Annotated in this window: 19 protein-coding genes; 9 read left to right on the forward strand and 10 right to left on the reverse strand. The window is 66.9% G+C overall.

Annotated elements, in window-relative coordinates; genetic code table 11:
• Positions 1-13: 13 nt before the first annotated feature.
• Both MU582_18750 and MU582_18755 read right to left on the reverse strand, forming a co-directional pair.
• A complete protein-coding gene (locus MU582_18750) occupies positions 14-541 on the reverse strand; it encodes a hypothetical protein (GenBank protein ID UPK74453.1) in 528 nt (175 codons plus the stop codon).
• A complete protein-coding gene (locus MU582_18755) occupies positions 531-947 on the reverse strand; it encodes a DUF6463 family protein (GenBank protein UPK74454.1) in 417 nt (138 codons plus the stop codon). The genes MU582_18750 and MU582_18755 overlap by 11 nt, the downstream gene beginning before the upstream one ends.
• A gap of 62 nt (positions 948-1,009) precedes the next feature.
• Here MU582_18755 and MU582_18760 point away from each other — a divergent pair, with 62 nt between their 5' ends.
• Together MU582_18760 and MU582_18765 are read left to right on the forward strand one after the other, a co-directional pair.
• Positions 1,010-1,600: a TetR/AcrR family transcriptional regulator gene (locus tag MU582_18760; GenBank protein ID UPK74455.1), complete on the forward strand. Its 591-nt coding sequence runs from the start codon at positions 1,010-1,012 to the stop codon at positions 1,598-1,600.
• Between the two features lie 91 nt (positions 1,601-1,691).
• Positions 1,692-2,498, forward strand: a complete 807-nt coding sequence (locus tag MU582_18765) for a hypothetical protein (GenBank protein UPK74456.1) — start codon at positions 1,692-1,694, stop codon at positions 2,496-2,498.
• Between the two features lie 215 nt (positions 2,499-2,713).
• On the opposite strand, the gene MU582_18770 is transcribed toward MU582_18765, so the two are convergent.
• The 6 genes from MU582_18770 to MU582_18795 form a co-directional block, all read right to left on the reverse strand.
• Entirely contained in the window at positions 2,714-3,607 is an 894-nt protein-coding gene (locus MU582_18770) for a sugar phosphate isomerase/epimerase (GenBank protein ID UPK74457.1), read from the reverse strand.
• Positions 3,604-5,505, reverse strand: coding sequence for a 3D-(3,5/4)-trihydroxycyclohexane-1,2-dione acylhydrolase (decyclizing) (iolD, locus tag MU582_18775; GenBank protein UPK74458.1), 1,902 nt, complete (start codon positions 5,503-5,505; stop codon positions 3,604-3,606). Before iolD ends, MU582_18770 begins: the two co-directional genes overlap by 4 nt.
• On the reverse strand, positions 5,505-6,365 hold the full coding sequence (gene iolB, locus MU582_18780) for a 5-deoxy-glucuronate isomerase (protein ID UPK77198.1): 861 nt from the start codon (positions 6,363-6,365) through the stop codon (positions 5,505-5,507). Before iolB ends, iolD begins: the two co-directional genes overlap by 1 nt.
• Before the next feature lie 25 nt (positions 6,366-6,390).
• On the reverse strand, positions 6,391-7,281 hold the full coding sequence (locus MU582_18785) for a deoxyribose-phosphate aldolase (GenBank protein UPK74459.1): 891 nt from the start codon (positions 7,279-7,281) through the stop codon (positions 6,391-6,393).
• The gene (gene iolC, locus MU582_18790) at positions 7,278-8,246 is read right to left on the reverse strand and encodes a 5-dehydro-2-deoxygluconokinase (GenBank protein ID UPK74460.1); all 969 of its coding nucleotides are present in this window, start codon (positions 8,244-8,246) and stop codon (positions 7,278-7,280) included. The genes MU582_18785 and iolC overlap by 4 nt, the downstream gene beginning before the upstream one ends.
• A 246-nt stretch (positions 8,247-8,492) precedes the next feature.
• Positions 8,493-8,867 carry a glyoxalase/bleomycin resistance/dioxygenase family protein gene (locus MU582_18795; GenBank protein UPK74461.1) on the reverse strand — a complete coding sequence of 125 codons (375 nt, stop codon included), beginning with the start codon at positions 8,865-8,867 and terminating at the stop codon, positions 8,493-8,495.
• Between the two features lie 126 nt (positions 8,868-8,993).
• Between MU582_18795 and MU582_18800 the strand changes: the two genes are divergently transcribed.
• The 3 genes from MU582_18800 to MU582_18810 all read left to right on the forward strand — a co-directional run bounded on the left by MU582_18800 (position 8,994) and on the right by MU582_18810 (position 11,511).
• Complete coding sequence (locus MU582_18800) at positions 8,994-9,467, forward strand: CGNR zinc finger domain-containing protein (GenBank protein UPK74462.1); 474 nt, start codon at positions 8,994-8,996, stop codon at positions 9,465-9,467.
• A gap of 121 nt (positions 9,468-9,588) precedes the next feature.
• Positions 9,589-10,296 (forward strand): DUF4393 domain-containing protein, encoded by a 708-nt coding sequence (locus MU582_18805; protein UPK74463.1) that lies wholly within the window; start codon positions 9,589-9,591, stop codon positions 10,294-10,296.
• Positions 10,297-10,305: 9 nt separating this feature from the next.
• Complete coding sequence (locus MU582_18810) at positions 10,306-11,511, forward strand: hypothetical protein (GenBank protein ID UPK74464.1); 1,206 nt, start codon at positions 10,306-10,308, stop codon at positions 11,509-11,511.
• 48 nt (positions 11,512-11,559) lie between these two features.
• Here MU582_18810 and MU582_18815 read toward each other — a convergent pair whose 3' ends face one another.
• Positions 11,560-12,378: a hypothetical protein gene (locus tag MU582_18815; protein ID UPK74465.1), complete on the reverse strand. Its 819-nt coding sequence runs from the start codon at positions 12,376-12,378 to the stop codon at positions 11,560-11,562.
• Positions 12,375-13,406, reverse strand: coding sequence for an ATP-binding cassette domain-containing protein (locus MU582_18820; protein ID UPK74466.1), 1,032 nt, complete (start codon positions 13,404-13,406; stop codon positions 12,375-12,377). The genes MU582_18815 and MU582_18820 overlap by 4 nt, the downstream gene beginning before the upstream one ends.
• Before the next feature lie 123 nt (positions 13,407-13,529).
• On the opposite strand from MU582_18820, the gene MU582_18825 reads away from it, so the two are divergent.
• The 4 genes from MU582_18825 (at position 13,530) to MU582_18840 (ending at position 19,997) form a co-directional block, all read left to right on the forward strand.
• Positions 13,530-15,692: a helicase C-terminal domain-containing protein gene (locus tag MU582_18825; protein UPK74467.1), complete on the forward strand. Its 2,163-nt coding sequence runs from the start codon at positions 13,530-13,532 to the stop codon at positions 15,690-15,692.
• A gap of 892 nt (positions 15,693-16,584) precedes the next feature.
• A complete protein-coding gene (locus MU582_18830; protein UPK74468.1) occupies positions 16,585-17,577 on the forward strand; it encodes a hypothetical protein in 993 nt (330 codons plus the stop codon).
• A 187-nt stretch (positions 17,578-17,764) separates the two neighbouring features.
• Positions 17,765-18,283, forward strand: a complete 519-nt coding sequence (locus tag MU582_18835; protein ID UPK74469.1) for a CGNR zinc finger domain-containing protein — start codon at positions 17,765-17,767, stop codon at positions 18,281-18,283.
• Positions 18,284-18,359: 76 nt separating this feature from the next.
• Positions 18,360-19,997: a DEAD/DEAH box helicase gene (locus tag MU582_18840; protein UPK74470.1), complete on the forward strand. Its 1,638-nt coding sequence runs from the start codon at positions 18,360-18,362 to the stop codon at positions 19,995-19,997.
• The last annotated feature ends 57 nt before the right edge of the window (positions 19,998-20,054 follow it).

Raw genomic sequence — 20,054 nt, forward strand, 5'->3', positions numbered from 1 at the left:
CGCAGAGTAAGCCCTATCGCGTGATAACGGCAGACTTCTGCGCGCGAATCCGGATCGCGCGCAGCCACGCCCACCGGATGATGCCGCTGAAAGGGCGGATGAGCAGCCAGTACGCCGCGAACCTTCGCCGCGCAGTCACATCGGTCGCTGCGACCCGGGTCTCGGTGAGTATCTGCCCGTAGCGCACGACGAACGAGAACCCGATCTTCACATAGCCCGGGTCTGAGAAGGCAGCGAACTCAGCAGGGTTCGTCGGCGTGGTGATCCGACGCTTGGTGACGGGCTCGATCGCACCGACCACGAGCTCGGAGTCGGACCGTGCCAGCTCGACGAACCCGGCCGATTTGAACCAGTCGTAGATGCGGGCGTCGCCACCACGTCCGCGCGCCAGGCCCCGGACGCTCATCAGGGCCTTGAACACAGGGACCTCGCTCCAGGTGAGCTCGTCGAAAGCGCGGAACACCGCGTCGGCCGGCAGGTCGGATTTGATGCGATGGAGCTCCCGCTGCTGCCAACTCGGAATCGCTTCGTCAAACAGCATTGCTGGTCACCACCTGCGTGTGCGCGCTGCGACCTGTGCGGGCGACATAGAACGCGAGCGCAGCCTGTGGCCAGAAGATCCAGAAGCCGCTCGCTGGTATGAACCACACCAGCGCGGCGAACACGACGAGGTACCAGCAGAGGAAGCCGGGCACCTCATTCGTACGCGCGTGGTAGCGCGTGACCAGCTGGCCGACGAGCAGCATCGGGAAGCCGGCGACGAGGAACCAGAACCATGACTCCCTGGTCGCCGAGCCCGAGTCGGCACTACCGATGCCCGCGGTGAACAGGTCGACGACACTGTCCCACCCGACCACGACTCCGTAGCCCAGATGGATGACGCCGGTCGCAACGAGCAGCGGGCCGCACATGCCACCCGACCGCCAAGAAGATCTCGGCTTGTTCATTTGTACCCCCCAAAGTTCCATACACCACTGTATGGAAAGTGACCATACAGTACTGTACGGGCATGTCAAGAGGTCAGGTCTCACGTACGGACTGGGTGTACGCGGCGCTCGACGCACTCGGCGACACCGGAGTCGGCGGCGTCCGCGTCGACGTACTCGCCAAACGGCTCGGCGTCACTCGCGGCAGCTTCTACTGGCATTTCAAGGACCGAAGCGCGCTCGTCGAGGCTGCGCTCGAGGAGTGGGAGCTGGTCTGCACGACACGGACCATCGAACAACTGGACACGATCGCCGACCCGGCCGAGCGCTTGCGCACCTTGCTCACCCATGCGCTCGACATCGAAGCCTTGTCGCGATTGGAGCCCGCGATCGTCGCGCACGCGACCGATCCGGTCGTCACCCCGGTCCTCACCCGCGTCACGCAGCGTCGCGTCGACTTCCTCGCCGAGGTGTATCGCGAGCTCGGGTTCGGACGGGCAGAGGCACGGCGCGAGGCGATCGTCGCGTACGCGGCGTACACCGGCTGGTTACAGCTGCGAAGCGCGGCGCCGGACGTAATTCCCGAGCTGGCCGACCGCGGGCGCAAGGGCATCGCGGCGCGTGCGCATCTGGCCGATCGGCTGATCACGAAGAGCGCCAGCACCGCCGACTGAGAGACGAGCAATGGACGTGTCACCCGAGCGGCGTAATATGTCCGTGGTTGCGAGTCAGAAATCGTTACGGGGCACTCGAAAGGACGTCTGCATGGTCTTGCGTGCCGTTGCCGCTGCCGCCCCCAATCACGGAAGTCGCTCCACTTCGCTGCCCTCCCCGCCGGCCGTCTGGCACACCGCCGAGTCGTGGCTCGCACACGATGAGGCGACGAAGGCGGGCTTCGTCAGCGCCTTCAGACAACCGACGGCCGAGTACGCGCTCTGGGTGACCGACGTCGGCCGCTCGATCCTGGTCGACGGAGCCGAAGGCCGTGAGAAGTGGGGCATCGGCTACCGCATCTGTATCGAGGTCAACCGGGCCACCGAGCGCTCCAGTCGGGCCGCGATCGCTGCAGCCGTCCAGCTCGGGCAGCAGGAGGCTCATGCCAGGCTCGAGGTGATCGGCTACACCGGCTCGCGTGCGTGGGACGTGCGCTACACGCCACGGTCGTTCGACCTCGCCGCACATGAGGATCTCGAACGCGCCGTCGCCGACGCACACCGCATTCTCGCGGAGGCATCCGCTGCGGAGCTGCTTCCGGTGCTGATCGCCCGCGAGGAGCCTTCGTACGAAGACTCGACGTACGTGCCGATGAGCATCGGTGTGCCCTCCGACGCCGCGGAGCTCGCCGCCGACCACGTCGACGAGTCGATCCTGCTCGTCGGCTTGATCCACGGTGTCGCCCAAGGCCAGCGCATCGTCGACGCCGCCAACCATCTGCGCAACCGGAGCGACCAGCCGACCGACCGGATCCAACGCCTCGCAACCGCGGTCTACGAGCTGATGGGTCATAACGACGGCGTGCCCTCGGCAGAGGCCGTTCGCCGCGCCCGCGGAGCCCTGCAGCCGCTGCAGTAGGCGCCCGCGTCCTCGACCTCGCCCCGCTCGTTACGTACGCTGCGGGCAGGAGGTGTTCTCGGATGCCCGGACTAGGACGAGCCGTCCAACGAGCAATGCGGCGCTCCGTACGCCAGGAGATGCGCCGTAAGCGCCGCGAGAAGCGTCGACAGACCGCAGCGGCCCGACGCAAACAGCGCTGACGACGCACGCTCACGCGTACTGGCTGGCGCGAGTCACCGTGGAGACGCGCCGCAGCTCACGAGGTAGGTGAGAGTGCGCCGCGCGATCGGCAGCGGTACATCGGGCTCGCAGGGGTACATGTCCTGCTCGACGATCGCGTACAGGTCGCGGCCGAGCGCACCGGCCGCCTCGAGCACCGGCTCCATCGGCGGCTCACCCTGCGGGGGCTCGACCATCACTCCGCGGCGTACCGCCTCGGGGAACGACAGGTCCTCAGCCTCGACCTGGGCGACGATCGCGGGATCGACCTGCTTGAGGTGCAGGTAGCCGATTCGCTCGGGGTACTTGCGGATCAGCTCCAGGTTGTCGCCGCCGTAGTACGCGACGTGGCCGGTGTCGAGACAGAGGTTCACGTACGCCGGGTCGGTCGACTCGACGAAGCGCTCGATGTCTCGCTGGTAGCCGACGTGACTGTCGGCATGGGAGTGGAACTGCACGTGCAGTCCGTACTCGTCGAGGATGCGGCGGCCCAGCTCATCCATGCCGGAGGTCAGGCGTTGCCACTGCTCGGCGCTCAGCTCGCGGCTCTCCAGCGGATCGCCGGTCTTGTGGTCGCGCCACGGGTCGGGGATGACCACGATGTGCTCGCCGCCCATCGCCTGCGTCAAACCGGCGACGTCAGACACCTGCTTCCACACGTCGTCCCACGAGTCGGGTCGGTGCAGGTGCTCGAACACCGTGCCTGCCGACACCTTCAGCCCGCGCGCCTCCAACGCGTCGCCGAGCTCACTCGGGTCGGTGGGCAGATAGCCGTACGGGCCGAGCTCGATCCACTCGTACCCTGCCTCCGCGACCTCATCGAGGAAGCGGCTCGCGAGGGTCTGCGCCTGATCGTCGGCGAACCACACCCCCCATGAGTCGGGAGCCGAGCCGATGTGGATGGTCATGCGTTCTCCTGTCCGTTCGTCGGCCGCAGGTACGTACGCTGCGACGCCTTGTGCTTGTCGTAGGTGGTGCGCGCCTCGCGCGTCGAGTCGAGCGTCGATGTCTCCGCGACCGGCACGTCCCACCACGACTCGGAGTCGGGAGCGCCCGCGTACGGGTCGGTCTCGACCTGGATGACGGTTGTCCGATCGCCTGCTTTGGCGACACGTAGGGCATCGGCGAGCTCATCGGCCGTCGCTGCGCGTACGACCTGCGCACCGAGGCTCTCGGCGTTGGCCGCGAGATCGACGGGCAGGTGGTCGCCGTCGAGTCGTCCGGATGCGGAGCGGTAGCGATACTGCGTGCCGAACCGCTGTGAGCCGAGCGACTCCGACAGTGCACCGATCGACGCGTACCCGTGGTTCTGCACGAGTACGACGATCAGCTTCAGGCCCTCCTGTACGGCGGTCACCAGCTCGGTCGCCATCATCAGGTACGACCCGTCTCCGACCATGACGACGACGTCGCGATCGGGGCTGGCCAGCTTCACACCGATGCCTCCCGCGATCTCATATCCCATGCAGGAGTAGCCGTACTCCACGTGGTAGCCGTGGGGATCGCGTACCCGCCACAGCTTGTGCAGGTCGCCGGGCATCGAGCCGGCCGCGCACACCACGACATCGCGAGCCTCGGTGGTCTCGTTGACGGTACCGAGCACGGCGCTCTGGGTGAGACGGTCGTGCCGCTCGGCCGGGTGGTACGCACGGTCGACGATCGAGTCCCATTCGGCACGCCGGCGGGCGATCTCCTCGGCGTACGCAAGCCCTACGGTGTGACCGGCGAGGCCGTCCGCGAGCGCTTCGAGGGTGATCCGCGCGTCCGCGACGAGCTCCAAGCCCGAGTGCTTGACAGCGTCAACCCTTGCCACGTTGACATTCACGAACTGCACGCCTTCGCGCTGGAACGCCGTACGGCTCGCGGTCGTGAAGTCGCTGTAACGCGTGCCGACGCCGATGACCACGTCGGCGTCGCGTGCGAGTGCGTTGGCGGCGGTCGTACCCGTTGAACCGATCGCGCCGACGCACTGAGGATGCGCGGACAGCAGAGATCCCTTGCCCGCTTGGGTTTGCCCGACTGGGATGCCGGTCTGCTCGGACAGCGCGGCAAGCGCGGCAGACGCGCTTGCGTACACGACACCGCCCCCGGCGACGATCAGCGGGCGCTCGGCCGACCGGATGAGCCGAATCGCCTCGGCCAAGGGGTCAGGCTGCGGCACGGGACGCCCGATTCGCCACACCCGGCGTTCGAAGAGCTCCGGCGGCCAGTCGTACGCCTGCGCCTGCACGTCCTGCGGTAGGCAGAGCGTCACTGCGCCCGTGTCGGCAGGATCGGTGAGTACGCGCATCGCGGCCAGCAGCGCCGCGGGCAGCTGCTCGGGGCGCGTCACTCGATCGAAGTACCTGGAGACGGGACGGAACGCATCATTGACATTGACGTCGCCGGCGTGTGGGACCTCCAGCTCCTGCAGGAGGGGCGCCGCGCTGCGGTCGGCGAATGTATCGGACGGCAAGAGCAATACCGGCAGGCGGTTGACGGTTGCCAGCGCCGCCCCCGTCACCATGTTGGTCGCGCCAGGGCCGACGCTCGTCGTCACGGCGTACGTCTGCAGTCGGTCGCTCGCCCGTGCGTACGCGACGGCGCTGTGCACCATCGCCTGCTCATTGCGGCCGAGTAGGTACGGAAGGGCGCTCGGGTCGTCGAGCTCAGACTGCAGCAGGGCTTGACCGATGCCGGCGACATTGCCGTGGCCGAAGATGCCGAAGCAACCCGCGATGAGACGGTGCTGCTCACCGTCGCGTTCGGTGTACTGCGCCGCCAGGAAACGTACGATCGCCTGTGCGACCGTGAGCCGCTCGGTCATTACCTGCCCTCCAGCCGCGGGTCGATCGGCTGATCTGCCCACGTATCGCGTATGAATGCGTGGTCGGGGTGATCGGAGATCCGCCACGCCCGCTCGGGAGCCGGGCCGGCCATGACGTTCAGGTAGTACATGTCGAAGCCTGGCCCCGCGACGCATGGCCCGTGCCAGCCGTACGGGACCAGCGCCGTGTCACCCTGGTGCACCTCGACGAGAACGTCGATCTCACCGGCCGTCGACGACGAAGTGCGGTGAAAGCCGAAGCCTGGTTGGCCGTTGGGGCCCGAGTCGATCTCGAAGTAGTAGATCTCCTCGAGCTCTGACTCGGTGTCCGACTGCTCGTCGTGCTTATGCGCCGGGTAGCTCGACCAGTTGCCGCTCGGCGTCACCACCTCGCAGGCGATCACGTTGCCCGCATCGAACGCGTCGGCCGTAGCGAAGTTGCGCACCTCTCTACTGCATTGGCCTGCGCCGCGCAGCTCTACCGCGACATCCGTACGTGGCACGTACCGGAACTCGAGCTCGCGGTCGGTGCGCGCACCGGCGAGCGCGAACCGACCTCCCTCGACCGTGCTGAGCGTGAACGTCGAGCCGATCGGTACGTACGCGAAGTCGCTTGGTCCGGCGAAGACATCTGGCCGGCCTTCGAGGGTGAAGACGCGTCCGCCACAGCCGACCTCGACCGACCCGGCCAGCGGCACGACGAGAATCTCGTCGGCGCCCGAGTCGACGGAACGGGTTGCGCCGGCCGGCAGCGTCACCACCCGGAGGCTCGAGTAGCCCCAGCCGGCAGACTCAGGGGTCACCACGACGTCATAGCCGTCGGCGGCCGCCCGCCCGGACGGCAAGAACAGCTCGGTCATCGAAGTCTCGCTCAAGACAGTCTCCTCACCGCACCAGCGACACGGCGGTGTCGACCGCCTTGGACACATCGTCATCGGCCGGGTACAGCAGGGCGCGCCCCACGACCAGGCCGCGTACGGACGGCAACGCAAGAGCGGCTGCCCATTGGGCGTACGTCGAGTCGGGATCGCCGTTGGGATCGCCGCCGAGCAGCAGGGTGGGGAGCGTCGTCGCCCGCATGACCCGTGCCATGTCGTCGACGACCGGCAGTTTCAACCACGTGTAGGCGCTGGTAGCGCCCAGCCCCTGTGCGATGTTGACCGATAGCGCAACCTCGTCGGCGCGCAGGTCGTTGACGATCCCGCGGTCGACGCGCCGAGACATGAACGGCTCGACCATCGCGACCCGACCGGCCCTCGCCAGCTGGGAAACCGAGGCTCCGCAGGTCTGCATCGTCGCGACCGTCCCGGGGTCGTCGAGGTCGATGCGCAGCAGCATCTTGCCGCCGTCGAGGCCGCTGTCGACGACACCGGGCACGTCGTACGCGGTGTGCCGATCGTCCAGCTCGAACGCCGAGCCCGCGAGGCCGCCGCGGTTGAGCGATCCGAAGACCAGTTTGTCCTCGAGAGCACCAAGCAGCAGCAGGTCTTCGACGATGTCGGGGGTTGCGAGCACGCCGTCGACTCCGGGCCGACCGAGCGCGGTCGTGAGCCGCTCCAGCAGGTCCCAGCGGTCGGCCATGGCCGCGGGCTTTCCGCGCACGGACAGCGCGCCGCGGGCCGGATGGTCACACGCGATGATCATCAGCTGGCGGCCAGCCCCTGCGATGGAGCGGCGGGTACGAAGGCCGAACAGCTCGAAGATGCGTTGTGGTTCACGAGCGCGTACGTCGGTGAGCTCGTCGTAGTCGCGTACGAACCCCGGATGTGCGTTCATCGACGCCTCCCCTCGTTCGGATCGCCGCCCGCGAGCAGTGTTTCGATCTCGGCATCGGTCGGCATCGCGGTGGAGCATTCGAGTCGCGATGCGACGATCGCACCCGCGGCGTTGGCTCGACGGAGCAGCCGGTCGAGCGGCAGACCGGCGAGCAGTCCGTCGGCCAGCGCACCGCCGAATCCGTCGCCCGCGCCCAAGCCGTTCAGCGGCTCGACGGCAATCGGCTCGGACACGACGCGTTCGTCGCGTGTACGCGCGAGAACACCCTTCGGCCCCTGTTTGACGACGGCAAGCTCGACGCCGGTGTCGAGCAGCGCCTCAGCGGCCCGGTCGGGGTCGGACTCACCAACGGCTACCTCGCACTCTTCGAGGTTTCCGACAGCGACCGTGACGTCGGGCAGCACCTTTCGTACCTGCTCTGTCGCAGCATCGGGTGAGTCCCAGAACATCGGCCGGTAGTCGAGGTCCAAGACGGTGAAGGACTTGCGGGCGCGTGCCGCGAGCACATCGTGGTGGGTCTGCCTGCTCGGCTCCTCACTGAGCCCGGTGACCGACAGCCAGAGCAGGTCGACCGCGCGTACCGCATCGAGATCGACGTCAGCGGTGCGGACCTGCAGGTCTGGTGCACTCGGGCGACGGTAGAACCACAGCGGGAAGTCGTCGGGCGGAAAGATCTCGCAGAAGGTCACCGGAGTCGGGTAGTCGACGTTGGTGACCACGTGCCGGTCGTCGACGCCGAGGCGTCGCAGCTCGGCGCGTACGTACCTGCCGAACGGGTCGTCTCCGACGCCGGTGATGATCGCCGCGTCACGACCCAGCCGAGCCGAGGCGACTGCGACGTTGGCCGTCGTACCGCCGAGGTACTTGCCGAATGTCTCGACCTCCTCGAGGCCGACCCCGACCTGCAGCGGATAGATGTCGACCCCGCTGCGGCCGAAGGTCAACACCTCCGGCACTGCGCCCATCCCGTACCCCTATGTCGCGACAACTCGGCTCGCGCCGTCCTGCTGGCTCGGCACACCGACGACGATACGGGGGCATGTCGAAAGCAGTCAATATTTGTCCTGACATACAGTCATTAGCACTGCCATCGTTCCCGCGAAATACCACGGGCCCATAGGAAACCGCGCCGCTACCCAGCAAATTTGGTAGTGAGTGGCGGGGTTTCCTATGGGCCCGTGGTATTTCACGCTGGCCCAAACCGGGCTGCGTCAGCAGGCGCAGAGGCAGAAGGGATGGCCGGCGGGGTCGGCGTAGACGCGGAACGAGAGGGTGTCGTCGACCCGCGGCGGGTCTACGGGGTCGAGCGGTGTGGCGCCCAGCTCGACCGCACGTCGATGTGTCGACTCGAACTCGTCGACAGTGAAATCGAGATGGATCTGTTGCGGCGCCCCGTCGGGCCAGTCCGGCGACTCGTAGTCGGCGACCTGTTGGAACGAGATCGTCGGCGTACCCGTGAGATCGACCCAGTCCGCCTCGCGTTTGGGCGAGATCGGACGATCGAGGAGCTGTGAGTAGAACTCAGCGAGCGCGTCTACGTCGGGGCAGTCGAGCACGACTGCACCGAAACCGATTCCGCCGCTCATGCCTCGCACCCACGCGTACCGGTGAGCACTGGATAGAACATCACGACTCCCATCATCGTAACCATTGACCTAAGAATGACAGTTAGCCGACCAACCTGCAACCGGCGATTGAATTACACTGGTTTCATGCTTGCCGACCCGGCCACAACCGTGCTGGCCTTCCTCAACACCCTCGACGTCGAAGACGGAACCGACCTCATATCCGACCCCGACGAGTGGCAGCAATGGGTCTCGACAACGCTCGACCTCGACGAGGAGCAGACACCGCCCCGCCGCGACAAGGCGCGCGAGCTACGTGCACTGCTTCGGGCTGCCGTCAGCGCAGAATCGGACGCCGGGCGGGCAGAGGTCCCCGTGTCAGTGGAGCTCGGCCCTCGCGGAGGGCGGATCCGATCGTCGACCGCCATTGGCACGATCGCCGCGGCCGTTGCGAAACTGTCCATCGACGGTCGCTGGCATCGGGTGAAGATCTGCCCGGCCGACGACTGCCGGTGGGCGTTCTTCGACGAGTCGCGCAATCGCTCCCGCCAGTGGTGCTCGATGAGCGTCTGCGGCAACAGAGCGAAGGTACGCAAGCACCGCGAGCGTACGACCAGCTAGTGCCCTGACACTAGTGCGCCGTGCGCTACAGGCGCGGCGCACTAGTAGAGTCCAACCTCGTAACCCGAAGTTGCAGACTGCGTCGGGCCGGGTGCCGCTCGCGTACTGACAGGACTCGCACATGCCCACCGAAGACCAGGCAATGCCACACCGCCAGCCGGGCGACGACCCGCGGCTGCCGCTGCAGCCGGTCGGATCCTCTCTGGCGATGGCGAAGTCGATGATGCGCAACGTACCCGTGTTCGGGCCCGGCATCGCCGCCGCCCAGGATGAGCTCGGCCGGGTCGAGAACCTCATCTGGCGCGAGGTCAGGAATCGCATCGAGCAGGGCGAGCAGTCCGCAGACGGTGACCGTGGCAACGCACCCGCCCGCCTCGCCGACCTACTCACCCGGGCCGTCGAGCAGTCGGCAGCACAGGCCCGCCAACATCTGATCGCTCGCCTGCTCGACGACATCGAACCCGACGAGGCACGTATTCTCGCTGCGCTGTCCGACGGTTCGACGTACCCGCTGGTGCACCTCGTCACGAAGTCGGCGTTCGGTACGACCGGCGCTCGACTGCTCGAGAACGTCTCAACGGTGGCGCGTTCTGCGGGCATCGCATTGCCGGACTACTGCCCGATCTACCTCGCCCGCCTCCGGAGGCTCGGACTGGTGACTGTTGGGCCCGAGTCGAGGGAGCACGCCGACGGTTACGAGGTGCTCGCAACCGAGTCGATCGTACGAGAGGCCCGCGACGAACACGACGCTCCGACGCGGGTGCTACACCGCACTTTGTCCCTCAGCGCGCTCGGACGCGATCTCTGGGACCTGAGCGCACCCAGTTAGGCCGCCCCGTTGAGTGACGCCTGGATCTACATCGCCATGCCGTTGTGCATGGCACTCATCGGGTACGTCACCAAGCTGCTCGCGATCAAGATGATGTTCGCGCCGATCGAGTACCGCGGCTGGGGTCCGTTCGGCTGGCAGGGCATCGTTCCACGCCATGCCGCCCGGATGGCATCGATCGCGGTCGACCTGATGACCTCCCGACTGCTCAGCCCTCGGGATGTGATCGACCGGCTCGATCCGGACCTGATCGCCCGCGAGCTCGAAGCCCCGCTGCGCGAAACCGTCGACGAGGTCGTGCGTGACGTGATGCGCGAGTACCAGCCCGGCGTATGGGAGGCGATGCCACGTGGCGCGCGAGACCTGCTGATCCGCCGGGTGAAGGACGATGCGCCGGGTGTCGTTGCGGGGGTCCTGCGCGACATTCGTACCGACATCGATCAGGTGCTCGACCTGAAGTCGATGGTGGTGACCAACCTCGTACGCGATAAGGCCCTGCTGAACCGGATGTTCCAGGAGTCCGGCGCGAAAGAGTTCCGGTTCATCGCGCGTTCCGGCATCTACTTCGGCTTCGTGATCGGTTGCGTACAGGCGCTCGCGTGGTACTTCACCCACAACCCGCTGCTGCTGCCGCTGTTCGGCATCTTCACCGGATGGTTCACCGACTGGCTCGCGCTGAAGATGATCTTCTTCCCGATCCGGCCGCGACGATTCGGGCCGGTGACGTGGCAGGGGCTCTTCCTGGCGCGCCGCAACGAGGTCGCCGACGGATACTGTCAGCTGATCGCGACCGAGCTGATCACCCCGCACCACTTGTTCGAGGCACTGCTGAAAGGCCCGCTGTCCGACCGCGTGTTCGTGATGGTTCAGCGCCACGTACAACGCGTGATCGACGCCCAGAGCGGGGTCGCGCGACCGATCGTGGTTCTGGCGGTCGGTAGCACCACGTATCAGGATATGAAGGCCACCGTCGCCGACCGGGTGATGGAGCGACTTCCCGACACCCTGTCTGCGATCGAGGACTACGCGGCCGATACCCTCGACATCGCTCACACGATGCGGGCGAAGATGGACAACCTCACCGACGAGGAGTTCCTGCAGCTCATCCGCCCGGCGTTCCAGTCCGACGAATGGAAGCTCATCGCCGTCGGCGCCGCACTCGGCGGGGTCATGGGTGAGGCACAGGTGCTGCTGCTGGAGTACCTGCACATGTGAGTGCGCCGGTCGGCGTACAGAACCGCGCTCGTACGGAACCCGCGTCGCTCAGGCGTCGCGACGGAGGAACAGGAACGTCATCAGCCCGAGCAGTGCGGCGACGAACACCGCCATGCAGATGCCGCCGCCGACGGCACCGAACGGCTCAACGCCGCTGAGAGTGTCGATCATGTCGGACACGTCCGCGCGGGTGTACAGCTTGCCGCCGGCCTCGAAGGGCAGGAACTTCGCGAGCGTGCCGATCGCTCCGGGATCGCCGGTCGTCGCCGCCTTGATCAGCAAGATGGTACGTACGATCGGCTCGATCACGATCGGCATCGCCAGCATCAGCACGATTGCGCCCGTCTGGTTGCGGGCGAGACCGGCGAAGGCCATACCTGCAAGAGCAAACAACGCCGTGTACGTCATCACACCGAGGATGAGCCCGCGCAGCTCGGCGTCGAAGGACACGTCGCGACCGCTGAAAACCGCCGCGTTGAAGTACCCGACCAGCATCGCCAGCGCAGCGGCCACTGCCGCAACGACCGCAACCGTCAATGCCTTGGCCGCAACGACCGCCAAGCGCTTCGGCACCGCGGTCAGCGTCGCCCGGATCATCTGGTGCCGGTATTCATGACCCATCGAGAAGACGCCGATGATGCCGAGGATGTAGGCCATCAACAGCGGAGCGAAACCGGTCGAGGCACCGAGGGTGATGATCGCCGCGTCGACCTGGGCTCCCCCGCTCGTAGACCCTTGGACCGACCGGGTGATCAGCGCGACGCCCATCGTCGCAAGGAAGTAGAGGCCGAGTGTGCCGATGATGAGCCAGTACGTAGAGCGGATGGTCAGCATCCGCATCCACTCGTACCGCAGCGCCGCGATCATCGTCCGGCACTGTCATGCGTGGGTGGAGGGTCATCCGGTGAGTCGTCCGACGGGCGTACGTCCGCCCCGCCGCTCGCACTCCCGCCGAACTCGACCGGCAGCTCGAACCCGCTGAACTCCTGGTCCCCGCCGGTCGCGTCCAAGAACGCCTCTTCCAACGTCGCCTCGCGTACGAACAGCTCATGGATGCGGACGCCCGCATCGTAGGCGGCATCGCCGACCTGTTCGGCGCTCAGCCGCTTCACCGCGTAACGCGGGAGGTGGCCGGTGTCGTCGTCCTCGGGGTCGGCCTCCACGAACCCGCCGAGCTCGGCGAGCTTCGGGCCGAGACGCTCGATGTCGGGCGAGCGAACGATCACGCTCGTACGATCGCTGCTGCGGATGAAATCGGTGACCCTGCCGCTCGCGATCATCCGGCCGCGGCCGATGACGACGAGCTGGTCGGCGAGCAACGCCATCTCGGACAGCAGATGGCTGGACACGAACACCGAGCGTCCTTCGCCGGCGAGCTGCTTGAGCAGGTTCCGCAGCCATTGGATGCCTTCGGGGTCCAGCCCGTTCGCGGGCTCGTCGAGCACCAACGTATGCGGATCGCCGAGCAGCGCGGCAGCCATCCCGAGGCGCTGCCCCATCCCGAGGCTGAACTTCTTCGGGCGACCGTTGGAGACCGTCGACAGACCGACCATGGAGAGCACTTCGTCAACCCGGCTCGTGGGGATCCCGTTGGCAGCAGCGAGCATCCGAAGATGGTTACGGGCCGTGCGTGTGGGATGGAACGGCTTGGCCTCGAGCAGGACGCCGACGTGTCGCATCGGGTCGTTCAGCGTCTCGAACTCCTGCCCGTCGTACGTCGTACGCCCCGAGCCCTTGTCGAGCCCCAGCATCAGGCGCATCGTGGTCGACTTCCCAGAGCCGTTCGGACCGAGGAACCCCGTCACGCTTCCGGGGTTGACCTGGAAGGACAGATCGATCACGGCGACCTTGCTGCCGTACGACTTGCCGAGGTTCTCCGCTCGAATGACCGCCATCTCGACAAAGCATGCCATGTGGGCGCTTACCGGGTCGGGATGGTTGACCCCTACCTTAGAAAGGTGTCGTCATCGTCCGCGGGGAGTCCTCGCACTCTCGCCGAGGAGCTACGCGGGTGGTCCGTGGACCGTCTCTCTGAGCTGTTCCGCGCCCGCCCGGATATCGGCATACCCGCACCCACCGATACCAGCCAGGTGGCGTCGCGCGCCGTGACGCGGGTTTCGGTCGGACGCGCGCTCGACCAGCTCGACACCGGCCAACTGCAGGTGCTCGAAGCCGCGATGGCGGCGAAGGCTCCAATAACACCGGCAAAGGTACGCCGACTCGTCGATGCCCCGCGCGCGTACGTGGACGACACGCTCGGCGTGCTTCGAGGGTTAGCGCTCGTATGGGGTACGTCGCGGAGCCTGCACGTCGTGCGCACCGTGCACGACATCCTGGGCCCGCACCCAGCGGGGCTCGGACCGCCGAGCCAGTCGCTCGACCCGGACCGCATTCCCGCATTGATCGACGAGGCCGCCGCGGAACGACCCGGTACGAAGGCCATACTCGACCGGCTCACCTGGGGACCGCCTACCGGCCGCGTCGGCCGCAGCGAGGAGACCGTGCACGCGTTGGTGAGTCGCCGGCTGCTGACCCGCGTCGACGACGACACGGTGGCGCTGCCCCGCGAGGTCGGCCTGTATCTCCGAGGCGGCCGGATCACCCGCACTCGGATCGACGTACCTCCGGCGTTGACGACCGCGGAGCCGAATCCGGCACGCGTCAGTCAGGCGGCAGCGGGAGCAGCCTTCGACGTGGTCCGGCGCGTCGACCAGCTCCTCGAACACTGGTCGCTCAACCCGCCGTCAGTACTGCGTTCCGGCGGTGTCGGCGTACGCGACGTACGCGAGGTCGGCGCATTGCTCGGTGTCGAGTCGGTGGACGCCTCGTTCCTGATCGAACTGGCGTACGGCGCCGGGCTCCTGGACCGTAGCGACGACCGCGAGCTCGGTGACGTCTGGCTGCCGACCGGGGAGTACGACGACTGGCGCGAGGAGCCCATGGCCGCGCAGTGGTCGCTGCTCGCTCACACCTGGCTCGCAGGTGAGCGACTCGCTTCGCTGAGCGGATCGCGCGACGAGCAGGGGCGGGTCGTGAACACCCTGGCGTACGACCTCGAACGCCCCCTCGCGCCGTCGGTGCGACGGCTGACCCTCGAGGTCGTCGGATCGGTCGCACCCGCCGCGTACTCGGATGCCGACGAAGTGGTGGAGCGGGTGCGGTGGCACCGGCCACGCAGATCGGCACTGCGCGACGACATCGTGCGAGCGTCGCTCGTCGAGGCGTCAGTGCTCGGGCTGATCGCTTCCGGCAGTCTCACACCACCGGGCCGCGAACTGCTCGACAGCGGCGACGGGGCCGTCGCTTTGGCCCCGCTGCTGCCCGAGCCTGTAGACCATCTGATGATCCAGGCCGACCTGACCGCCGTCGCCCCCGGTCCGCTCGAGCGGTCGGTCGCTACCAGCCTCGGCGATATAGCCGATATCGAATCGCGCGGCGGCGCAACCGTCTTCCGCTTCACGGCCGAATCGATCCGTCGTGCCCTCGATCGGGGCTGGCCGGCGGATCGCATCCACAGTCTGGTCGCAGAGCTGTCGATCACTCCGGTGCCGCAGCCGCTCACGTACCTCATCGACGACGTCGCCCGACGCCACGGGCGACTGCGGGTCGGCAATGCGTCGGTGTACGTACGCTGCGACGACTCGGCGGAGCTCGATGCGTTGATGGGTAACCCCGCGGTCGGATCGCTGCGACTGCGCCGCGTGGCCCCGACGGTCGCGCTCAGCGATGCACCCGCCGACATCGTGATCGACAGGCTGTCCGAGGCGGGCGTACCTCCTGTTGCCGAGGCGATGGACGGTTCGCTGCACGTACCCGAAACCGATCGCAGGCGTTCCCGCGGACCATCGCGGCGCCGCACAGCTTCGCGACCCGCGCTCGCGGACGACCAGATCGACCGGATCGTACGCGCCATCCGAGCCGGCGACCGCGCCGCAGACCAACGGCCCAAGGCAGACGACCAGCCCTCGGCGGCCCGAACCCTCGCCGCGCTGCGCGACGCCGTCGAAAGCGGCTCGACGGTTTGGCTGGCGTACCTCGATCAGGCGGGTACGCCATCGGAGCGGGTCGTCGACCCGATCAAGGTCGATGCCGGTTGGCTCACGGCGTACGACCACCGCAGCGAACGCGAGCAGAACTTCGCGATCCACCGGATCGGCAGGGTCTCGTCGAGTCGGCGCTGAGCGTCTCCGCGGTTGTTCGCTCTCGGCTTTCCCGCTTCTTCGGTACGACTACTCGTCGGCCTGGCTGGGCTTCGCTGTCGCCTTTTTTCTCGCATCTTCGGTTCCGTGGCGGCTTCCGTGGCCAGGTGGTTCGTGTCCGCTGCCGGGTTTCCCGCTCCTTCGGCCCTGGAAAGACGCGGCGACGCGCGGAGCCGCCACTTCGGTTCGGTTGCTTGCCGGCTCTCCCGTCACTTTAGGGCGATTGCGGGGTAAGGTGGGAGCTTCCCAAGTGCGATTGCCACTGTCCACGGGAAGTGTCCCTGGGGACAGTGACCGTTTACCTTGGGGCGTACGGCTGCGGGCTGCGGTTTGCCTTGGTACCAAGGCAAACCGCACGACGGTCGAGGCGCGCGCGACGCGAGCGAGCCCGAGCGAGTGGACTCCTGTCACGGTGGCCACGTACGTACCAACGAGCACGGCAAACTGTCACTCTGCACGGTGTCCCCGCCATGCAAAGCGGCGCTTCACCATGCTTACTTGGTAAACCACCACCCACCGACCCCGCAAAAGCCAACCGAAACGGGAGAGCCGGCAAGCAACCGAGCAACGTAGCTGCGGCTCCCGCGTCGCCGCGTCTTTTGCCCCAACCGAACGGAGCGGGAAAGGCGACGGCGAGCGGAATCGGGCAGACGGGTAGTCGTACCGAACGAAGCGGGAAAGCCGACAGAGACCAGGACCGGAGTGGCGGGCAGTCGCACGGAGGAAGCGGAAAGCCGACAGCAAGCCGGAATCGGGCAGGCGGGTAGTCGAGCCAAAGTAGAGCGGGAAGGCCGACAGGCCACCAGTGAAGCAGTCACTGCGGTGACGCGCCTCATGATGCTGGAACTTCCGTTACCTCGTAGGGTTGGGGCACGTGTACCGCCCTCATCGCCCGAACGCCGTCCGCACCGTCGCAGCCAGTGCCGCGACGCTGGCACTGGTCGCCTCCGCACTCCCGCTTGCATCCGCCGAGGTTTCGGCAACTGCAACGCCCGATCGGTCCACCGTCGAGCAGTCGAGAGAGGATGCCGCGAGGGCACAGCCGTCGAAGGTCATCGCGCACCGCGGTGCCAGTGCCGTCGCGCCGGAGAACACGATGGTCTCGTTCCGCAAGGCGATCAAACGCGGCGCCGACTGGATCGAGATGGACGTCCAACGTACGAAGGACGGCCGACTGGTGGTCTTCCATGACTCGTCGCTGCGACGTACGACGAACGTGGAGAAGCGGTTCCCGAAGAAGAAGCGCAAGCCGATCGGCAAGTTCACGTACAAGCAACTCCGCAAGCTCGATGCCGGTCGGTGGAAGGCGAAGCGGTACAAGGGCGCGAAGATCCCATCGCTGAAGCGGGTCCTGCGGCTCGGCAAGAAGCGCGGCGTCAAGATGCTGGTCGAGCTGAAGAACCCGGGCCGCTATCCCGGAATCCTGAAGAAGACGCTGCGCCTGTTCAGGCGGATGAAGCTGATCAAGCGCGGCCACAAACGCGATCGCGTGCAACTACAGAGCTTCAGCATCAAGACGATGCGTCGTGCGGCCAAGCGCAGTAAGTGGCTCGAGGTCGGCCTGCTGTATCCCGACCCACCCGTCACGTTGAAGAAGCTGCGGTGGGCACGGAACATCAACTCCTACCACCGTGAGGTCGAGCGCAAGTACATCCGGCGGGCACAGCGGGACTACAACATCAAGGTCTTCGTCTGGACCGTCAACGGTCGTAATGCGATGAAGCGGGCGATCCGGATGAACGCCAACGGGATCATCACCGACCGACCGAAGCGCGCTCGCCGGATCACCCATCGGCGGTGGACACCCGACGAGCTGAGGGTGCAGCTGGCGCCGTACGACGGGGTAGTGCCCCTCCATCGCGCCTGAGCGGGGCGCCGCGGTACGGAAGCCGGCCGATGGCGGGGGGAACCATCGGCCGGGTTCGATACCGCGGCGCGACTGGACAGCGCGCGTTGCGCAAAGAAGGTCGGGGTTGAGATCGCCGTCACGTGATGTAAGGTACATCTGCAGCGGCTACCTCTTACAGGTTAGCTCTCGTGCGTAAGGTGTTCAAGTGGATCTTGTTCGTTACGCCGAGCGCGCTGCAGACCTCGTCAACGCGGAGCTCGACAGCACCGATCGCCTCTTGTCGTACCTCGCCGAGCGCAGCTGGCTCGCCCGGCAGGCGACCGATCGAGACACCCGAGCGCTCCGGCGGTTCCAGCAGGAGTTACGCCCGGTGTTCGCGCAGGAATCCGATGACTCGGCGGTCGTCGACCGACTCAACACCCTGCTCGCCAAGCATCCGATCACGCCCGTGATCGCGGGCGACGACGCCGAATCCTGGCATCTGCAGGTGAGCAACAAGGCCTCGACGGTCGCAGACCTGCTGGTCGCCGAGGCACTGATGGGGCTCGCGACCTTAGCCTGTGACCTCGGCCCCGACCGCTTCGGGCAGTGCCGTTCCGAACGCTGTGACTCGGTGTTCGTCGACACCTCACCCAACCGGTCGCGTCGCTACTGCTCCGACCGCTGCTCATCCCGGGCGAATGTCGCCGCGTACCGCGCACGGCAGAAGGCGACCGGCCGCTGAGAGACCGCACGTAGACTTGGGGGTCGCGCCGGTACGGCGTTGATCTCCCGTTGTTTCGTCGAAGCGAGGTACGTGCGTGTCCTGCCTGATCGTTCAGTCCGACAAATCGCTGCTGCTCGAGGTCGACCACGAGCTCAGTGGCGCGTGTCGGCGGGCGATCGCACCGTTCGCGGAGCTCGAGCGCGCGCCTGAGCACATCCACACCTACCGCATCACGCCGCTCGGGCTATGGAACGCCCGCGCCGCCGGTCACGACGCCGAGCAGGTCGTCGACACCCTGATGGAGTACTCGCGCTACCCCGTCCCCCATGCACTGTTGGTCGACGTCGCCGAGACGATGTCGCGCTACGGTCGACTGCGACTCGAGAAGCATCCGACACACAGCCTCGTACTCGTCACGTCCGACCGGCCGGTGCTCGAAGAGGTCAAGCGCCACAAGCGAATCGCTCCGATGCTCGGCGAGCACATCGACGAAGACACAGTGGCCGTGCACCCTTCGGAGCGCGGGCAGCTCAAACAGGCGCTGCTCAAGGTCGGCTGGCCGGCAGAAGACCTCGCCGGCTACGTCGACGGCGAGCACCATTCGATCGCACTCGCCGAAGACGGCTGGACACTTCGTCCGTATCAGCAGGAAGCCGTCGAGTCGTTCTGGCACGGCGGATCCGGCGTCGTCGTTCTGCCGTGCGGTGCGGGCAAGACGATCGTCGGCGCGGGTGCCATGGCCCAGGCTCAGGCGACAACGCTCATCCTCGTCACCAACACGGTCGCCGCGCGGCAGTGGAAGGACGAGCTCATCCGGCGTACGTCGCTCACTGCCGACGAGATCGGCGAGTACTCCGGTACGCGCAAGGAGATCCGCCCCGTCACGATCGCGACGTACCAAGTGATGACAACGCGACGTAAAGGCGCGTACACGCACCTGGAACTGTTCGACGCGCGCGACTGGGGCCTGGTCGTGTACGACGAGGTGCACCTGCTGCCGGCGCCGATCTTCCGGATGACCGCCGATCTGCAGGCCCGGCGACGGCTCGGGCTCACCGCGACCCTCGTACGCGAGGACGGCCACGAGAACGACGTGTTCAGCCTGATCGGTCCGAAGCGCTACGACGCACCGTGGAAGGACATCGAGCAGCAGGGCTACATCGCGCCCGCAGACTGCCTGGAAGTACGCGTGACCCTCACCGACGGTGAACGCATCGCGTACGCGACCGCCGAACCCGATCTGCGCTACCGCCTCGCGTCGTCGACCGACCGTAAGACTGCGGTGGTCGAGGAGCTCGTCGAACGCCACCAGGGCGACCAGACGCTGGTCATCGGGCAGTACATCGACCAGCTCGACGAGCTCGGCGAACGCCTCGGCGCACCGGTGATCAAGGGCGAGACGAGTGTCAAGGAACGCGAGCGGCTGTTCAGCGCCTTCCGTACCGGCGAGATCTCCCTGCTCGTCGTCAGCAAGGTCGCCAACTTCTCCGTCGACCTGCCCGAGGCAAGCGTCGCGATCCAGGTGTCGGGTGCCTTCGGCTCGCGCCAGGAGGAAGCGCAGCGACTCGGGCGACTGCTACGCCCGAAGGGCGACGGTCGCAGCGCACACTTCTACGCAGTCGTCACCCGGGACACCGTCGATGCCGACTTCGCCCAACACCGACAGCGTTTCCTCGCCGAGCAGGGGTACGCGTACAACATCGTCGATGCGGAGGACCTCTCGACCCGCTGAGCCCGGCCGCCCGCGTCAGCCCTCGATCAAGTCGATCAGGTTCGCGGGGAAGAACAC

It is taken from the genome of Nocardioidaceae bacterium SCSIO 66511, from assembly GCA_023100825.1.
GTDB lineage: Bacteria > Actinomycetota > Actinomycetes > Propionibacteriales > Nocardioidaceae > Solicola.